Consider the following 18397-nt stretch of genomic DNA (forward strand, 5'->3'; position numbering starts at 1 on the left):
CTCCCGCCCCTCACGCGATGTTGCGCAGCGCGCCGCGCCGCCAGTTGGGTGCCGCCACCAGTTGCCCGGCGGTGGAGAAGACGAAGATGCGGTCGGGATCGGCATAGACCTGGATCTCGCTGCCGATGGGATGGCTGTGCACCCCGTCCTCGCGGGCGATCAGCGTGGTTCCGCCATGGCGCAGATGGATGAAGGTCTCCGACCCGCTGATCTCCGACAGCTCCACCCGGCCCGTGATCGGCACCAGCCGCTCGTTCCGGCGCAGCACCGTCAGGTGGTTGGCGCGGATGCCGACCTTGCAGGGGCCGGCCGGCAGGTTGCGGTCATGGGCAGACAGCGGCAGGCTGGTGCCGTCCGACAGCGCGACCCGGTCGTTGGTCAGGATCGCGTCCACCACATTCATCGGCGGATCGCTGAACACCTCGGCGCAGTCCAGCGAGATGGGGGCATGGAACACGTCGCCGGTCGGCCCGGTCTGCAGCATCCGCCCCTCATGCAGCACCGTCACGGAACCGCCGAGGATCAGCGCCTCCTGCGGTTCGGTGGTGGCGTAGACGACGGTGGTCTTGCCGTCCGCGAAGATGTCGCGCAGTTCGGCGCGCAGCTCCTCGCGCAGCTTGTAGTCCAGGTTGACCAGCGGCTCGTCCAGCAGAAGCAGGCCGGCGCCCTTCACCAGTGCGCGGGCGATGGCGCAGCGCTGCTGCTGGCCGCCCGACAGTTCGGCCGGAAGCCGTTCCAGGAAGGGGTCGATCCGCAGCATGGCGGCGGTGCGGCGCACCTTGGCGTCGATCTCCGCCTTGTCCTTGCCCTGGCGGCGCAGCGGAGAGGCGATGTTCTCGTAGACCGTCATCGCCGGATAGTTGATGAACTGCTGATAGACCATCGCCACGTCGCGATGGCGCACCGACGTGCCGGTGACGTCCTTGCCGTTCTCCAGCACGCGGCCAGAATTGGGCGCGTCCAGCCCCGCCATCAGCCGCATCAGCGTCGTCTTGCCGGCCAGCGTCCGCCCCAGCAGCACGTTGAAGCTGCCGGGTTGCAGCTCCAGCGACAGGGGGTGGAGATGCTGCTCGGCGCCGATGCGCTTCGCCACGCCTTCCAGTGTGAGTGTCACCGCAATCCTCCCATCGACCGCAGGGTGGCGGTATCGCCGCTCGTATCCCTGTTGGCCGTTGCTTCGCGGCGCCGGTCGAACCAGCCACCGATGGCTTCCCGGACATTTGCGTCCAGGTGCAGCCCAAGTTTGGAGCGCCGCCACAGGAAGTCGTCGCCGGTCATGGCGAACTCCTCCCGCGCGGCATAGTCGAGTTCGGCCTCATGGACGCCGCCCCCGAAATCGATGCCCAGGTCGCCCAGCGCCTTGGCGTCGCCCAGCAGCCGCTCGACCCGCGTGCCGTAGGCCCGCGCCAGCCGGTAAGCCAGCGCATCGGGCAGCCAGGGCCGGCTGCGCTTCAGACCGGCCAGGAAGCCGGCGAAATCGGCATTGGCGATGTCGCCGCCGGGCAGCGGCACGTCGGCCGTCCAGGTGACGCCGTCCTTGCCGAGCGCCTTGCCGAGCTTCTCCGTCGCCTCCTCCGCCAGCCGGCGGAAGGTGGTGATCTTGCCGCCGAAGATCGACAGCATCGGCGCCTCGCCGGCCGGCTCGTCCATCTCCAGCACATAGTCGCGGGTGACGGCCGAGGCGTTGCCGCTGGCGTCGTCGAACAGCGGCCGGACGCCGCTGTAGGTCCACACCACGTCCGCCTCGCGCACGGGCTTTGCGAAATAGCGCGACACCGCCCGGCACATGTAGGTGATTTCCTCCGCGCTGATCGCCACCGCGCCGGGATCGCCCGAGTAATCGAGGTCGGTGGTGCCGATCAGGGTGAAGTCGCGCTCGTACGGGATGGCGAAGACGATGCGGCGGTCGTCGTTCTGGAAGATGTAGGCGTGGTCGCCTTCGAACATCTTGTGAACGACGATGTGGCTGCCCTTGACCAGACGAACCGACTTGTCGACGGTGACGCCGGTGCGCTTGGCGATCATCTCGCGCACCCAGGGGCCGGCGGCATTGACCAGCGCGCGGGCGCGGACGGTACGGGCGGCGCCCGTGTTCACGTCGACCAGCGTCGCTTCCCACAGGCCGTTGCGGCGGACCGCCTTGTCACAGCGGGTGCGGGTCAGGATTTCCGCCCCGCGGGCCTGCGCGTCCATCGCGTTCAGCACGACCAGCCGGCTGTCCTCCACCCAGCAGTCCGAATATTCGAACGCCTTGGTGAAGCCGCCCGCCAGCGGCCTTCCCGCCGGCGAGCTGGTCAGGTCGACGCCGTGCGAGCCCGGCAGCAGCTTGCGCTTTCCCAGATGATCGTAAAGGAACAGACCGATGCGCACCATCCAGGCCGGGCGCATGCTGCTGTCATGGGGCAGGACGAAGCGCATCGGCCAGATGATGTGGGGGGCCGCACGCAGCAGCACCTCCCGCTCCTGCAGCGCTTCGCGCACCAGGCGGAACTCGTAATATTCGAGATAGCGCAGGCCGCCGTGAATCAGCTTGGTGCTGGCCGACGAGGTGGCGCCCGCAAGGTCGCCCTGTTCGCACAGCACCACGGACATCCCGCGCCCGACCGCATCGCGGGCGATCCCCGCCCCGTTCACGCCGCCGCCGACGATCAGCAGATCGGTCACCGCCGTATCGGTCGCTCCGAGCCGGCCGTCCGTTCCTGCTGGGCTCGCGTTTGCCATGGGTTCCTCTCCGTACCGCGCCGGTTCCTTGCGAACCCGGCAGCTTTCGTTTCGGAACATATGATGTTCGTTCGCGTTTGAAAAGGAAAATGTTTGTTCAGCTGACCATGTTTTGGAGGCTACGCCGGATCTTGCCGTTTTCCTATCGGAAATAAGGCCGACCCGGCATTCCGCGCGCCCGGCCCGCGCGCCCGGCGGATCATGCCGCCCGAATATGGCCGAGCAGACGGTCGATATCGTCGCTCAGGCTTTCGGAACGTTGCGAAAGCGCGCGGGTGGCGTCCACCACCTCGGCGGCGGCACTGCCGGTGCGGTTCACCGCGTCGTCCACCGAAACCACCGTGTCGGCGATGCTCTGCACCGCTTCGGAGGCATGGTTGATGCTGCGCGCGATCTCGTCGGTGGCGGCGGATTGCTCCTCCACCGCGGCCGCGACCATGGCGGTGATCTCGTCGATGCGGCCGATGGTGCGGCCGATGTCGTCGATGGCCGACACGGCACCCTGCGCGGTGGTCCGCACCGCCTGGACCTGCTGGGCGATCTCCTCCGTCGCCTTGGCGGTCTGGCCGGCAAGGCTGCGCACTTCCTCCGCCACCACGGCGAAGCCCTTGCCGGCGTCGCCGGCCCGCGCAGCCTCGATGGTGGCATTCAGCGCCAGCAGGTTGGTCTGGCCGGCGATGGCGTTGATCATGCCGACCACGTCGCCGATCTTCTGCGCAGCGGCGGCCAGCGCCGTCATCAGTTCGTTGGTGCTGCGCGCCTCCTCCACCGCGCTGCGGGCGATCTGGCTGGAATCGCCGACCCGCCGGGTGATCTCGCCGATGGAGGCCGACAGCTGGCCGGCGGTGGCGGCAACCGTCTGCACGTTGGTTGCAGTGTCGGCGACCGCGGCGCGCACGTCGGTCATGCGGCGGCAGGTCTGCTCGGCGGTGGCGGACATGCCCTCCGACGCCGCGCGCATGTCGGCCGAGGCGGCGGTGATGTGGCGCGAGGCCTCCTTCACGCTGGCCTCGATGCTGGCGGTGATGGTCTGGATGGTGCGCGACCGCTCGGCATCGGCGGCCTGCTTGATTGCGTCCTGTTCCTCCTGCAGGCGGGCGATCTCGGCGCTCTTGTCACGGAAGAGACCGACGATTCCCGCCATCTCCGCGATCTCGTCGCGCCCGCCGACCCTGGCATCGGCCGTCAGGTCGCCGCCGGCGACGGCCCGCATGGCGTCGATCACCCGCATCAGGCGGCGGGTCAGCCGGTTGCGGACATAGAACCAGACGATCAGCAGGCTGGAGACCACCACCACCGCGGCGGCGGTTCCCTGGACGGCGACGGCGCCGGCAATCGCCGTTTCCGTCCGCGCCACGTCGGCGCCGGTGCGGTCCTGCTGGTGGGCGACCACCGCTTCGATGGTGCCGTTCAGGTCGGCGGTCAGCCGCACCGTCTCGGCCAGCGCGCTTTCGATGTCGGCGGTGATGCGCGCCTGTTCGTCGCGCAGGCGGAAGACGCTGCCGGCCCCGCTGCCGAAGGCGGCCAGCCCGTCGCGTGCCTTGACCAGCGCCGGCCGGTCCGGGCTGTCCTTGGGCATCGCGCCGATGGCGTTGTCGACACGCAGCAGCGCCCAATTGTACTTTGACCGGATGTTGTTGAGCGTCGCCCCATGCGGCACGCTGGAGGCGGCGGCGATCATCCCGAAGGCGAGGTTGCCGTTGGCCTGCACGCCCATCAATTGGGTGATGACCGGCAGCTCCTCCTGAGCCAGCCGGCGGCCCAGGCCGGTGGCGGTTTCGACCGCCTGCGCCGCCGCCAGATCGTCCACCACGTTGTTGACCGACAGGGTCGACACCTCCAGCAGCGGCGCCACCAGATCGGTGAAGTCCTCGTGCGCCATCACCGCGTCGGCCACCAGGGCGTTGAGCTTCTCCTCCATCGCCAGCCGTTCGGCGGTGCGCTTGCCCAGCGTGTCCAGCGCCGTCCCCATGCGCTCCACCAACCCGGCCACCGAGTCGGCATCGGCGGAAGCGCCGCCCGCATCGCCCCGCATCGCCGCGATGCGCTCGCGCAGGCCCGCCAGCCGCCGGGACAGGCCGCCCATCCGCTCCTCCAGCTGTGCAGCGTCGCCCGAGGCGGCCACCGCGGGCGCATCGGCGGCGATGGCCGTGCTGTCCTTGGCCAGATTGAGCGAGCGGACGATGGCCGGCACGCTGCTGCGGCCGATCTGGTCCATCGACCGCCCGGTTTCGGTCAGCGACCACCAGCCCATCAGGCTGGCGAAGGCGGCCAGCAGAGCCACCCCGCCGAAGGCCAGGAACAGACGCCCCTGAATGCCGAGCCGTGCCCGGCCGTCCCGTCGCGGACGGCCGTCCCCTTGCATAGGCATATGCGTCATATTCCTCTCCTATAGGTTATCTTCTTGGCAGCGGACCGGGCTCTTTTTTGTATCCCGGCAATGTTACTGAATGGCGTTGGCGGTGGTGACTCGCGGCAAACCCTGAATTGCCCGCAGACGCGTGGGGCGGCAGCGAAACCACCGCTGCATCTCATAGCATGCGCGTTTATTTTCGTAAAGAAACATGCTTGTGTTGCGAACAATATCCAGCGTACGGTGCCGCAGGCTCCTTGAGCGATGGAATCGGCCGGCTTGCACGGGTTGCACGGCAGGGACGGACGGTTTTCGCTTTGACCCATTCCGCGCATCTGATCCACTGAAGCCCCTCAACGACCGGAGACAGCCCCCCGATGGATGCGCGCCTGGACGCCGAACGCCGCCAGCAGGAAATCGTGGCCCTGGTCCATGCCAAGGGCATGGTGCAGATCCAATGGCTGGCCGAGCATTTCGACGTCACGCCGCAGACCATCCGCCGCGACATCGAACATCTGGCCGGCCAGTCCGCCGTCCGGCGTTTCCGCGGCGGCGTCACCGTGCCGTCGAGCGTTGAGAACATCGCCTATTCCACCCGCCAGACCCTGATGGCCGAGGAAAAGCGCCGCATCGCCGAGATGGTCGCCCGCCATGTGCCGGAGGACGCCTCGCTGTTCCTCAACATCGGCACGACGACGGAGGCGGTGGCCCAGGCCCTGCTCGGCCACAAGCGGCTGCGGGTTCTGACCAACAACCTGAACGTCGCCACCATCCTGCACAAGAACACCAACTTTGCGCTCTCCATCGCCGGCGGCCTCGTGCGCGAGCGCGACGGCGGAATCATCGGCGAGGCGACGGTGGAGTTCATCCGCCGCTACAAGGTCGACATCGGCATCATCGGCATCAGCGGCATCGATTCCGAAGGCGACCTGCTGGATTACGACGAGCAGGAAGTGCGCGTTGCCCGCGCCATCATCGAAAGCTCGCGCCGGGTCTTCCTGGTCACCGACCACACCAAGTTCGGCCGCAACGCCATGATCCGCATGGCAGACGTCAGCGTGCTCGACGCCCTGTTCACCGACCGCCTGCCGCCGCCGGAACTGATGGAGGTGCTGGGCAACGCCGACTGCCAGGTCCATGTCGCGGACGGCAGCGAGCCGGCGAATGGTGACGGCGAGGATGCGGAGGAGTGAGGCGAATTCGCCTGATTCGGCGAAACAGCTTCAAACGCCGCCCCCCACCCGCGACCCCGTTGCCGCTTGCCGAAGCGGGGCATCGCCTCCACTCTGTGTTGTTGGGCCTGATGAAAACGGTTGGCCCGGCAAACAGAGAAGAGTAGGTGTGCGGTGATCATCGAAAGCGACCTCAAGCTCGACTTCAAGGATGTTCTGATCCGGCCGAAACGCAGCACGCTGCAGAGCCGCAACGATGTTGACGTCAACCGGACCTTCACCTTCCTGCACACCCAGCGCGACTGGACCGGCTTCCCGCTGATCGCCGCCAACATGGACGTCACCGGCAGCATGGGCATGGCCCGCGCCCTGTCGCGCTTCGGCGCCATGACCGCCCTGCACAAGCATTACAAGGCGGATGAACTGGTCGCCTTCTTCCAGAAGGAGGCGGAATCCGCCGTCCAGTCGAACGTCTTCTATTCGATGGGCATCGCCGACGCCGACCATGACAAGTTCCGGGCGGTGAAGGCCAAGGCGCCGGTGGGGAAGATCTGCCTGGACGTCGCCAACGGCTATACCGAGCGCTTCGTCGAGGTGATCGCCCGGCTGCGCGAGGAGAATCCGGACACCGTCATCATGGCCGGCAACGTCGTCACCGGCGACATGACGGAGGCGCTGCTGCTGGCCGGCGCCGACATCGTCAAGGTCGGCATCGGGCCGGGATCGGTCTGCACCACCCGCAAGATGACCGGCGTCGGCTATCCCCAGCTGTCGGCCATCATCGAATGCGCCGACGCCGCGCACGGGCTGAAGGGGCAGGTCTGCGGCGACGGCGGCTGCACGGTGCCGGGCGACATCTCCAAGGCCTATGGCGCCGGCGCCGACTTCGTCATGCTGGGCGGCATGCTGGCCGGCCATGACGAATGCGAGGGCGAGATCCGCTACGAGGACCGCGACGGCAACCGGGTGCCCGTCGCCATGACCTTCTACGGCATGTCGTCGGACACGGCGATGCACAAATATTCCGGCGGCGTCGCCTCCTACCGCGCCTCGGAAGGCAAGACGGTGGATGTCCCCTACCGCGGCCCGGTGGAGAACACGATGCAGGAGATCATGGGCGGCGTGCGCAGCATGATGACCTACATCGGCGCCACCCGGCTGAAGGAAGTGCCGAAACGCACCACCTTCGTCCGCGTCGGCGCCCAGCTGAACACCGTGTTCGGGGGCTGATCCGCGCCGGTGCCGCCCCCAAGCCGCATGGCTGATCCCTGCCGGCAGCCCGGTCCGATTCTTGTCTCTTGGTCCCGTTCCGTTCTACTGCTTGGGTGAACAGCGAATCGGATCATCGCGGGAACGAGAGTGCTTATGGACGGGGTGCCCGGCAGCGGAGCGGAGGTGATCCGCGCGCAGTTGCCGACCCTGCCGGACACGCCCGGCGTCTATCGGATGCTGGCGGCCGACGGGTCGGTCCTTTATGTCGGCAAGGCGAAGAACCTGAAGCGCCGGGTGGCCAGCTACACCCGGACCGACGGGCTGCCCAACCGCACCCGGCGGATGGTGGCGCTGACCCGCTCCATGGAATTCGTCACCACCCATACAGAGGCCGAGGCGCTTCTGCTGGAAGCGAACCTGATCCGCAGCCTGCTGCCGCCCTTCAACATCCTGGTGAAGGACGACCGATCCTTTTCCTACATCGTCATTGGCCCAAGTAATAAAAGGGGCGGCCACGACTTCCCCCGCCTGATACAGCATCGCGGCAGCGCCGAGCGCCGCGGCACGACAGGCAAGGGCAACCGCCGGGACTCCGACCTGTTCGGCCCCTATGCCTCGCCGCATCTGGTCGGCATGACCATCGCCGCCCTGCAGCGCGCCTTCCTGCTGCGGACTTGCGACGACGGGGTGTTCGCCTCGCGCACCCGCCCCTGCCTGCAACACCAGATCAAGCGCTGCTCCGCCCCCTGCGTCGGCCGCGTCAGCGAGGGGGACTATGCCGATCAGGTGCAGGGCGTGCGCGACGTGCTGTCCGGCCGCAGCGCCGAGGTGCAGGCGGAGTTCGCCCGCCACATGCTCGACAGCTCCGACCGGCTGGAATACGAGGACGCCGCCCGCTGGCGCGACCGCATCCGCGCCCTGAGCGCGCTGCAAAGCCGCCAGGACATCAATCTGGAGGACACGCTGGGCGATGCCGACGTGCTGGCCCTGCACCGCGAGGGTGGAGCGGCCTGCGTCCAGGCCTTCTTCTTCCGCGGCGGCCGCAATCAGGGCACCCGCGCCTTCTTCCCCCGCATCGACGCGGAGGAAGAACCCGGCGACATCCTGGCCGCCTTCGCCGCCCAACTCTATGCCGACACCCCGCCGCCGGCCCTGCTGCTGCTGAGCGATCCCATCGGGTCACCAGAGTTGCTTGAGGAAGCGCTCAGCCTGTCGGCCGGCCACCGCGTTGCCGTGGAATGCCCGAAGCGCGGGCCGAAGCGCCGTGCGGTCGAACACGCGCAGACCAACGCCCGCGACGCTCTCGGCCGCCGGCTGGCCGAGCGGTCCACCCAGGCGACGCTGCTGGAGGGGGTGGCGCGCGTCTTCGGCCTGCCCGCCACCCCACGCCGCATCGAGATCTACGACACCTCGCACATCCAGGGGTCCTTCCCGGTCGGCGCCATGGTGGTGGCCGGGCCGGAGGGGTTCCAGCGCAACGCCTACCGCCGCTTCTACATCCGCGATCCCGAGGCCGCCGGCGACGATTACGCCATGCTGCGCGAGACCTTCACCCGCCGTTTCCACCGCAGCAGTGGGGCCGGCCGCGATTCCGGACCCGATTCTGCCCAGTGGCCCGACCTCGTCCTGATCGACGGCGGACTCGGCCAATTGAACGCGGTGAAGGACGAATTGGCGATGCTGCGGATCACCGATATCCCGCTGGTCGCCATCGCCAAGGGGCCGGAGCGCAATGCCGGGCGCGAGCGTTTCTTCCGCCCCGGCCAGCCGCCGCTGACCCTGGCGCCCAACGACCCGGTGCTGCATTTCCTGCAAAGGCTGCGCGACGAGGCCCACCGCACCGCCATCGACAGCCACCGCGCCCGCCGCATGAAGGCGATGTCGCACACCCGGATCGACGGCATTCCCGGCATCGGTCCGACCCGCAAGAAGGCACTGCTCCACCATTTCGGCAGCGCCACCGCCGTGGCATCCGCCGGGCTGAAGGATCTCGAAGCCACGCCCGGCATCAGCGCCGCCATGGCGCGAAAGCTCTATGAGCATTTCCACGGATAGGCCTCCACGCCGAATCCGTGTCCAGTCTTGCTCGCGGCAAGTCCGGAACAAATACATCTCAGCATTGCGTTCGATCTCAAGAACACTTCATCGCGGCGCGGGGGCACCGGGACAGCATCGATCAGTGTTTTTATAAAATTTAAATCATGCTGTGCTTGGATAATTTTCCGGCGAGTGCTCGGAAGGATGGCGCACATGCAACCGCCCTTTCCAGTCTCCATTTCCTGCCCAGATCACATTCGAGGTGAAGGACATGCTGGCCGACTGGCAAATCCAAACGAAGACGGCTGCCGCCGGTGCGGTGGTCGGGCTCTTTTCCGTGGTGACCGCCGCCGCCGGATTCTACGCCCTGGACCGCACGGAACGGGCCATCGGCGATCTGGTCCGCACCCAGAAGGAACAGCTCAGCGCCTTCGACATGCGCATCGACATCATCGCGTTGAGCCGGATGGAATATGAGCTGGGCAACGATCCGTCCCAAGCCGACAAATTCACGGCGCAGGCGGACAAACGCATCGCCGAAATGAAGGAGCGGCTGGCCGGGATGTCCTCCCCCACCGACCGCGAGCGGACGGCGAAGGTCGACGCGATCCGCTCCGGCTTCGGTGCCTATGAGACGAAGGTCCGCTCGATGCTCGACACCGCCAAGGCGGCGGCGGCCAAGGGGGGCGACGAGGGGCGGCAGATGGTAATCGCCGGGCTGAAGGCCAGCCGCGACGGCCAGATGGCGCTGACCGATGCGGTGAAGGCCTACAACAGCGACGTGTCGAAACGCACCGAGGCTGCGGTGCAGGAGGCGACGAAGCTGGCGGAGACGATGAAGATCACGCTGGCGGTCGCCGCGGCGCTGGCGCTCGGCGCCGGGCTTCTGGTCTCCATCCTGATCTCCCGCGCCGGGCTGGTGCTTCCGCTGCGCGCCCTGATGCAGGAGGTCCGGCGCATGACCGGCGGCGCGCTCGACAAGACGGTCGAGGGCATCGGCCGCAAGGACGAGATCGGCGAGTTGGCCCGCTCGATGGAAGGCTTCCGTCTGGAGTTGGTCAAGGGCCGCGAAGTCCAGGCCGAGGTCGACCGCCAGCGCGAACAGGCTCTTGCCCTGGCCAACCGGCGCGAAGGGCTGCTGCGCGCCTTCGACAGCGCCATTTCCGGCATCCTGCGCGGCGTCGCCGCCGCGGCCACGGAGCTGGAAAGCACCGCCCGCAGCATGAGCGGCATCTCGCAGAAATCGATGCAGCAGGCCACCAGCTCCGCCGCCGCGTCCGAGCAGACCTCCTCCAACGTCCAGGCGGTCGCCGCCGCGACGGAGGAGATGAACGCCTCCATCGCCGAGATCGCCCGTCAGGTGAACCAGAGCACCGACGTGGCCGGCGCCGCCATGCGGGAGGCCGAGCAGACCAACGCCGTGGTCGGCGAGCTCGCCCAGTCCGCCCAGCGCATCGGCGAGGTGGTTTCGCTGATCAGCGACATCGCCGCCCAGACCAACCTGCTGGCCCTGAACGCCACCATCGAGGCGGCGCGTGCCGGCGAGGCCGGCAAGGGTTTCGCCGTCGTCGCCGGCGAGGTGAAGAGCCTCGCCAGCCAGACCGCCCGCGCCACCGACGAAATCTCCGCCCAGATCCAGGCAATGCAGACGGTGACCGGAACGGCGGTGAAGGCGATCCAGGGCATCGGCATCACCATCGCCCGCATGAACGAGGTCGCCACCGCCATTTCCAGCGCCATCACCGAACAGAACGCGACGACGGAGGAAATCAGCCGCGCCATCCAACAGGCGTCGCACGCCACCGCCAGCGTGTCGGCCAGCCTGTCGGAACTGACGGAGGTCGCCGCCCAGACGGAAACCGTCGGCGGTCAGGTCCTGTCGGCCGCCCGCGAGCTGTCGCAGCAGTCGGAGGCGATGCACCGCGAGGTGGAGGGTTTCCTGTCGCAGATCCGCGTCGGCTGACCCGGCCGGGGGAAGGCGCACGGCTATCGCATATGGATCGGAATCTTGAACTCATCCACCCCAGTGCCCTTCTCCCCTTGCGGGAGAAGGGTTGGGATGAGGGGTGCCGCGGCCGCAGGCCGTTGGAATTGTTGATTTGCAACCCCTCACCCCAACCCCTCTCCCGCAAGGGGAGAGGGGCTCTGCATGCGGACCAACCCCTTATGCGATTGCCCTGGGGCAAGACGGCGCCCGTTACGGCACCGTCTTTCCCGTGAAGGGGTTCCAGCCCAGCGCCGCCAGTGCCGCCCAGGCGGTGGCGCCCAGATGGGGGCGGCGATAATAGAGGAAGTCGTCGGTCTTGCTGTCCGGCCCGATCGCTAGGCCGGTCGACAGCACCTGCGGCCGGGTGGCATAGAGATAACCGCCGGGGCTGATCTCCTTCAGCAATTCGCCGTACAGCCGGTCGGCATCGCCGCGGCGGCCGACGACGCGGTAGGCGAGCGCCGCCTGCGCCGTGCCCTCCACCCACATGCCGTCGCGGTCGTCGTTGAAATCGAAGCCGCCGTCGGCGCCATGCGCCCGCTCGGCATAGGACAGCGCGGCCCGCCACGCTTCCGGTGCCTTCGGCAGCAGCAGCGGCCAGAGTTGGGCATCGAGGCCGGAGGTGGAGGTGCTGACCGTCACCCCGTCCGGCGCGGTGCCGATGGGGAAATGGTCGCCGCCGGCCGTCCACAGCGTGTCGAGAAAGGCGCGCGCCTCGCGTTCCGGCCCGGTGAAATCGTCACCCGAAACCCTGGCCAGCCAGCCGAACAGGGCGACCAGATCGGTGTTGTGCTCCGTCGACTTCCAGGTCAGGGGCTGCGGCGCGTCGTCGAAGCCCTGGACGCCACCATTGAAGCCGCCGGGGCCGCGCGGATCGCGGGTGTGCTCGACCACCCAGCGCGCCAGTTCCGCCGCGCCGTCGCGGAAGCGCGTTTCGCCGGTCGACTCCGCCAGCGTCAGCAGTGCCAGCCCGGCCCAGGCGACGTTGCCGGTGGCGGTGCCGACCTGATAGGGGTCCTCGCCCCAATGGTTGCCGACGGCATCCCACCAGCCGTTTGGCGGAATCGGCCGCTGTTTCTGCGCGCCGGCCCGGTAGGTGTTGCGCAGCCGTCCCTTCCAGCCGGCGCGGTCGAACGACACCGCGTCCAGCAGCGCCTCGCCGATGCGCAAGGCCCTGTCCTGCCGGCCGCAGGCGGTCAGCGCCATGATCGCCAGCGCGTTGTCGTAGGTGAAGGCGGCGTTGGACAGCGCCGGCTCGGAGGTGGGGCCGGGGGCATAGGAGTTGTCGTAGCTGCGCAGGAACAGCGGCCCGCGCCCCGATACCTCGTCCACGCGGGACGCGAGCGTGGCGCAGGTCTTCTGGGCCAAATCCTTTGCCGGTGCGGCGGAAGCGGCGGAGGCCGGAACGCTCGTCACTGCGGAAATCCCGAAGACGACCGCCGCCAGCGCGGCACCGCGGAACCATCCGGCCCGCTGCGGGAGCAGTCGCTTGACGCAGATACGCTTTGACATCGACACCGCCGGCCAGTTCCACAAAGGTCCAGATATGGGCCATTTACCAACCGGCGGCAACCGAACGGGAGAGGGAGCGCCCCTTACAGCGGCGCCAGCCCCGCCATCATGTGCTGCTTGCGGTCGGCGTAGGCGCTGCCGAGTTCGGCGGCGCGGGAGTCGTCCAGGACGTCCCTGGCCTCCTCGAACAGCTCCTCCTCCTCTTCGTCCAGATGGTGGCGGACCAGTTCGCCCAGCACCTGGAGCTTTTCCTTCCAGCCGCTGTCGCTGGTCTTCATCGCGTTCAGCTCGTCCAGCAGGCCGTTGATCAGGTGATGCTCGTTCAGCCCCTCGATGGTTTCCGACTTCGCCTCCTTGGCCTTCTTCAGCGAGGCGTAGAACACGCCCTCCTCGACCTTGGAGTGGGCCCACAGCTCGCGCTGCAGCTCCTCGAACACGGCGCGACCGCTGCCGTTGGCCTTTTCGGCCTGACCGAGAAGGCTGCGGATGGTGTCGTGATCGGTCTTGATGCGGGCGAAGATGTCGGCCTGGGTACCGGTGGTCTTGCTGGCCATCGTCGGGGTCCTTGGCAATTGTCGGGGGGCGATCGCTGAAGGGCAACCGCGAGAAAACCTGCCAATAGAACCCCGCCGCGGCCGGACTGTTCCCGGCCGCCGTTCCCCGGCCCCCGACCTGCGGGCCGACTTCCGGAAACGCCCTGTCAGCTCTGCGGATGCGTTTCCACGAATTCCCGCAGGGTGTGCATCAGCTCCACCGCATGGGCGACCTGCCCGTGGGCACAGGCCTCCGCGATGTCGTCGGCGATGATATGGGCGATCCGGTCGGGACCGCCGGGGCAGTGGGCAAGGCAATGGCCCATCTCCACCGCCACCATTTCCGGCAGATGTTCGTGTTCGGCGATTGCGTCGATCTCGGCTTCGGTGAGATCGCTCAGCGCGATGCAGTCCTTGATCGTCAACATGGCGCGTTCCTCCCAGGAACGGCCGGGCCTCCCTGCGGGCAGGGGCGGATCGGTTCGGCTGGAACGCCCGCCTTGAAACGGCCATCGCCGCAGGGCATCCCCACCCGATTGGGCGGCGGGGATGCCGCGCGGCCGAAGACCGGCAAAGATCAGTGAGCCATCAGAACCGGCAGCCCGGCGTGGTTCAGCACGTAGCGCGTGACACCGCCCAGGATCATTTCCCGCATCCGGCTGTGGCCATAGCCGCCCATGACAAGCAGGTCGGCGCCCAGCTCCACGGCTTTCTTGGTGACCGTCTCCCCAACGGGTTCCGATCCCGGATGCAATATAGTTAACTCAGGGTTAACACCTTGCCAAGCGAGATAATCGGTTATGCGGCGTCCTGTCGCAGCCTCCGTCACCGAGGTCTCGGCGGTCAGCACGATTGCGCGTTCGGCGCTGCGCAGGAAGGGCAGCGCCGCGGCGACGGCGCGGGTCGCCTCCGGCTTGCCATTCCAGGCGACGGCGACGGTGCGGCCGATCTCCGCCGGCAGGTCCTTCGGCACCAGCAGCACCGGCCGGGCGGAGCCCAGCAGCGCGGTTTCCATGGTGGTGTAGCCCTGGGTGTCGGCCTCGATGGAGGTGTGGGCGCAGACGATCAGGTCGGACAGGCGGCCTTCGGCCGGCACCACATCCTCAACCCGCCCGACGACCTCGCGCCAGGCGGCGGACGGCGCCTCGATCCCGCCGGGGACGTCGCGCAGCTCGATCCCGGCTTCGGCGATCACCGTGTCGAAATGCCGACGGGCGGCGGCGCGGTGGTTGTTCGATTCCGTCTCCGCCGCGCGCATGATCTCGTCCACCATGGCGCCGGACATGCCCTCGCCCAGCATCGGCACGGCATCGCGCGGGTCGAGGCGGACGAACAGGGCGACGAGATGCGCGTCGAAATCCTTCGCAACCGCGACCGCACCTTTCAGGGCCACCGGATCGTTGTCACTGCCGCACAGCGGCACAAGGATGGTCTTGTAGGTCATGGACTCCTCCCGGACCGGTTCGAGCGGCCCTTCCCGGACGGCGCCGATCTGCCCGCCGGTGCGGCGGGGCATTCACCGTGCCGTCGTTCGCCCCATCATCATAACGGTATGGTCGTAACGGTCCACGTTAGCGGTCCACGGCCCGGGGCGGAGCCGTCGACCTTCAGCGTTCGGCCCTTAACATGTTGTCCGTCCTGGAATTAGGCCAAGCTTGCACGGGCCTCGTCCAGCACATCCGCTGCAACCCTGCCAGCATCCAGGCGCGTCCAATCGATTGTACCCAAATCATAGCTTTCCTGCCGTTCCACCACCTCGGCGGTGGCGTCGGAGGCGTCGTTGCGACGATTGGCCACACGCTCCGCCCGCGCGGTCAGCGGAGCGTCCAGCCAAATCCCGTCGAATCGCACGCCGGAATCGGCGGCCACCATGGCGAGGCGGCGGCGCTCCTCCGGCCGGGCGCTGACCGCATCGACCACCACCGCATGCCCGGCGGCCAACACGGCGGCGGCCCTCCGGTACAACTCGGCATAGACCCGCTCCGTCACGGCCGGGGCATAGCCGTCCTCCGGCAGCCGGTCGGTGTCGGCCACGCCGCACAGCCGCTTGCGCAGCACGTCCGTGCGCAGGACCACCGCACCGGGCGCCGGCCCCAGGCCGGGGGCGAGTCCCTCGGCAAGCCGCGTCTTGCCGGTGCCGGACAGGCCGCCGACAGCCACCAGCCGCGCCGGTGCCGGGTCGAGCGCCGCCAGCGCGTGGTCCAGATACCGCCGCGCCTCCTCCGCCAGACCGGAAGCGGTGCCACCCAGCCGCAGCGCGGCGGCCAGCACCTTGGCCCGCACCGCGGCGCGGAGCGAGAGGAACAGCGGCAGCGCCGCCAGCCCGCCGTAATCCTCCGTCTCCTCCAGATAACGGTTCAGCACCAGATTGCCGAGCCGCCGCAGCCCGCGGTGATCGAGGTCCATCAGCAGGAAGGCGAGGTCATAGAAGACGTCGGCGACCGCCAGCGCCTCGTCGAACTCGATGGCGTCGAACAGGGTCGGCTCGCCGTCCAGCAGGACGATGTTGCGCAGATGCAGGTCGCCATGCCCGTGCCGGACGAAGCCGCTCCGCCGCCTCTCCTCCAGCAGCGGCGCCAGCCGGTCGAGCGCCGCCGCGCTGCGCTCCGCCAGCCGCGCCACCAGGGCTTCCGCGAACAGGTCGGGGGCGGTGCGCAGATCCTCCAGATTGCCGTCTGCGACCGCCCGCATCGCCTCCGCGCCGCCGCCATCCGGCCGGGGGGCGGCCTCGCGATGGAAGGCGGCGATCCGTTCGGCCAGCCGACGCATCAGGTCGGGGGGCAGCCGGTGCCGCTCCGCCATGCGGTCGAACAGCGCGTCGTCGGGGAAGCGCGTCATCGACACCAGCCAATCGACCGCCTCGCCTTCGCCCTCGCCGGCATCCAGGAACAGCTGTCCGTCGGCGCCGCGGCGGAGTGCCACCACGTCCCGATAGAGCGCAGGCGCGGTGCGGCGGTTGATCGCCAGTTCCGCCAGACAGGCGGCGTGGCGCTTCTCCACCGTCGAGTAATCGAGATAGGGATAGCGCACCGCGCGCTTCAGCTTCAGCGCGCGGTCGCCGGCCAGGAAGACCAGGGCGGCATGGGTGTCGATCCGCTCCACCGCCTGCCCGTCATGCGCGCGCGGATCGCCCAGGAAGGCGATTGCCTCCTCCTGCCGGCCAAGGCCCTGCGGCGGGCTCGGGCGCCGATCGATGGGGTGCGCGGTCATGACGTGATGGTAACAGGACAGGGGCCCGCCCCGCTCCTGCTTTCGTGGTTGAAACACCGATGCCAATCACGACATCCTAGGGGTAGTGCCGATACACCATGGGACGACGGCCACGCCCCATCGTTATAGTGGCCGGACCGCATGGTCGAGAATGCTTGGCCGAGAATGCTTGGCCGAGAACACTTGGTAAAACGCGCTTGCCAGAGCCGACGCGTCACCGGAGGGTGCCCGTGAACCGCCAGTTCAGCCACCTGACGCACAGCACACCCGCAGCGGTGCGGGCCGGCCTGATCGCCGGTGCGCTGGTCTTCATCCTCGCCGGACCGGCAGCGGCACATACCATCGACGCCGACGGGCGTTTCGGCAATTGGGCGCTGGGCGGCCTCGCCTACAGCCTGCAGCCGCCGGCCGACAGCAGCCTCACAATCCTCAACAGCAAGATGCGGATCGGCGCCTCGCTGATCCCGCAGATCGAAGGCTTCGCCAGCGTGCAGCCCTGGATCGGGCCGGGCACCGGAAGCAGCCTGACCCCGCGCGGCGCCGTGACCGGGCTTGCCGGCGGGCTTACCGGCACGGGAAGCGCCGGTATTTCCGGCGGGCTGGCCGGCATCATGGGCGGCGTGCTGATCGACGTCCCGCTCGGCTCCTTCGTCTTCACGCCCAGCGTCGGCGCCGGCACCCTGCCCACCCTGCGGCGGGAGGGCGCCCCCACCACCGAGTTCCGCTCGCAGTTGGAACTGGGATATCGATTCGACAACAATTCCCGCTTCAGCCTGGGCTACAGCCGCATCGTCAACGATGCGGGGGCAGGCGATCCGGCGGCCGGCACCAACAATGTCTTCGGCTTTTATTACCGCTTGCCTTTCGGCGGCCCCTGACCCTGCCGGCGCGGCAGGACATCGTGTCGCGGCGTCTGGCGGTGGGAAAACGCGCGCGGCGGTAGCGTCTTAACTGCATTTTAAACATGGTTGGCTCAAGTGGACGCGGACCGAACGCTCCCCGGGGAACCCACCATGGCCACCAAGCGCAAGACCGCCGCCTCCGCTGCTCCCGCAACCGCTCCCGCCGCTGCCGCGCCCGTGTTCGAAGCGCCGGTGGAAAGCTGGGCCGACACCATCCTGCGGACCAACTTCGCTTCGGTTGAACAGGACAGCATCGTCCTGCTGCAGGCGGCCGGCAGCCTTCTGGATTCGGATTCGCCCGACAAGGTCAGCATCGCGCTGGACCAGAACCTGAAGCTGTGGATCGCGATCAAGACCGTCCTCTTGAACGACGACTGCCCGGTGGAGCCGGAGGTGAAGGCCAATCTGCGCAATCTGGCGCAGTATGTCGTCTCCACCACCATGCTGGCGACCCAGGGCGCCATCGAGACGAGCAAGCTGGTCTCGCTGGCCCGCCTGAACATGAACATCGCCGAGGGCCTGCTGAGCGGCCAGCGCAACCGGATGATCCAGGAACGCGCCTATCAGATCTGGGAAGAGGAAGGCCGTCCGGAAGGCTGCGAGCAGGAGCACTGGCTGCGTGCCGAAGCCGAGATCTCCGGTCTGTTCAAAGTTTAAGCTCCTCAGCCGGTTAGACGGTGGGCCGGGCGGGTTTTCGCAACGCGGCCATACCCCTTGGACATGACCGCCCGCGTCGCGACACCGTGACGCGGGCGGTT

Annotated in this window: 14 protein-coding genes; 6 read left to right on the forward strand and 8 right to left on the reverse strand. The window is 68.2% G+C overall.

Features of this window, described 5'->3' with window-relative positions; all coding sequences use genetic code 11:
* Positions 1–10 precede the first annotated feature (10 nt).
* From AZOLI_RS27960 to AZOLI_RS27970, 3 genes are all read right to left on the reverse strand, one after another.
* Positions 11–1114, reverse strand: a complete 1104-nt coding sequence (locus tag AZOLI_RS27960) for an ABC transporter ATP-binding protein (protein WP_014250016.1) — start codon at positions 1112–1114, stop codon at positions 11–13.
* Positions 1111–2721, reverse strand: a complete 1611-nt coding sequence (gene glpD, locus AZOLI_RS27965) for a glycerol-3-phosphate dehydrogenase (protein WP_014250017.1) — start codon at positions 2719–2721, stop codon at positions 1111–1113. The genes AZOLI_RS27960 and glpD overlap by 4 nt, the downstream gene beginning before the upstream one ends.
* A 199-nt stretch (positions 2722–2920) precedes the next feature.
* Positions 2921–5092, reverse strand: coding sequence for a methyl-accepting chemotaxis protein (locus AZOLI_RS27970; protein ID WP_244442692.1), 2172 nt, complete (start codon positions 5090–5092; stop codon positions 2921–2923).
* 359 nt (positions 5093–5451) lie between these two features.
* Between AZOLI_RS27970 and AZOLI_RS27975 the strand changes: the two genes are divergently transcribed.
* The 4 genes from AZOLI_RS27975 (at position 5452) to AZOLI_RS33075 (ending at position 11458) form a co-directional block, all read left to right on the forward strand.
* A complete protein-coding gene (locus tag AZOLI_RS27975; RefSeq protein WP_014250020.1) occupies positions 5452–6267 on the forward strand; it encodes a DeoR family transcriptional regulator in 816 nt (271 codons plus the stop codon).
* A gap of 153 nt (positions 6268–6420) precedes the next feature.
* The gene (locus AZOLI_RS27980; RefSeq protein ID WP_014250021.1) at positions 6421–7476 is read left to right on the forward strand and encodes a GMP reductase; all 1056 of its coding nucleotides are present in this window, start codon (positions 6421–6423) and stop codon (positions 7474–7476) included.
* Positions 7477–7611: 135 nt separating this feature from the next.
* Positions 7612–9513, forward strand: coding sequence for an excinuclease ABC subunit UvrC (uvrC, locus tag AZOLI_RS27985; RefSeq protein WP_014250022.1), 1902 nt, complete (start codon positions 7612–7614; stop codon positions 9511–9513).
* Between the two features lie 253 nt (positions 9514–9766).
* On the forward strand, positions 9767–11458 hold the full coding sequence (locus AZOLI_RS33075; RefSeq protein ID WP_014250023.1) for a methyl-accepting chemotaxis protein: 1692 nt from the start codon (positions 9767–9769) through the stop codon (positions 11456–11458).
* Between the two features lie 234 nt (positions 11459–11692).
* Here the strand turns inward: AZOLI_RS33075 and AZOLI_RS27995 are convergent, their stop codons facing one another.
* The 5 genes from AZOLI_RS27995 to AZOLI_RS28015 all read right to left on the reverse strand — a co-directional run bounded on the left by AZOLI_RS27995 (position 11693) and on the right by AZOLI_RS28015 (position 16737).
* On the reverse strand, positions 11693–12994 hold the full coding sequence (locus AZOLI_RS27995) for a hypothetical protein (protein ID WP_014250024.1): 1302 nt from the start codon (positions 12992–12994) through the stop codon (positions 11693–11695).
* Between the two features lie 83 nt (positions 12995–13077).
* Positions 13078–13548 carry a hemerythrin domain-containing protein gene (locus tag AZOLI_RS28000; protein ID WP_014250025.1) on the reverse strand — a complete coding sequence of 157 codons (471 nt, stop codon included), beginning with the start codon at positions 13546–13548 and terminating at the stop codon, positions 13078–13080.
* Between the two features lie 146 nt (positions 13549–13694).
* Positions 13695–13955: a hypothetical protein gene (locus AZOLI_RS28005; RefSeq protein WP_014250026.1), complete on the reverse strand. Its 261-nt coding sequence runs from the start codon at positions 13953–13955 to the stop codon at positions 13695–13697.
* A gap of 149 nt (positions 13956–14104) precedes the next feature.
* Positions 14105–14971 carry a universal stress protein gene (locus tag AZOLI_RS28010; RefSeq protein WP_044553623.1) on the reverse strand — a complete coding sequence of 289 codons (867 nt, stop codon included), beginning with the start codon at positions 14969–14971 and terminating at the stop codon, positions 14105–14107.
* 200 nt (positions 14972–15171) lie between these two features.
* The gene (locus AZOLI_RS28015; protein ID WP_014250028.1) at positions 15172–16737 is read right to left on the reverse strand and encodes an AAA family ATPase; all 1566 of its coding nucleotides are present in this window, start codon (positions 16735–16737) and stop codon (positions 15172–15174) included.
* 230 nt (positions 16738–16967) lie between these two features.
* On the opposite strand from AZOLI_RS28015, the gene AZOLI_RS28020 reads away from it, so the two are divergent.
* A complete protein-coding gene (locus AZOLI_RS28020; protein ID WP_014250029.1) occupies positions 16968–17615 on the forward strand; it encodes a hypothetical protein in 648 nt (215 codons plus the stop codon).
* A 135-nt stretch (positions 17616–17750) separates the two neighbouring features.
* Positions 17751–18296, forward strand: a complete 546-nt coding sequence (locus AZOLI_RS28025) for a DUF2934 domain-containing protein (RefSeq protein ID WP_014250030.1) — start codon at positions 17751–17753, stop codon at positions 18294–18296.
* Positions 18297–18397 lie beyond the last annotated feature (101 nt).

Source organism: Azospirillum lipoferum 4B (assembly GCF_000283655.1).
GTDB lineage: Bacteria > Pseudomonadota > Alphaproteobacteria > Azospirillales > Azospirillaceae > Azospirillum > Azospirillum lipoferum_C.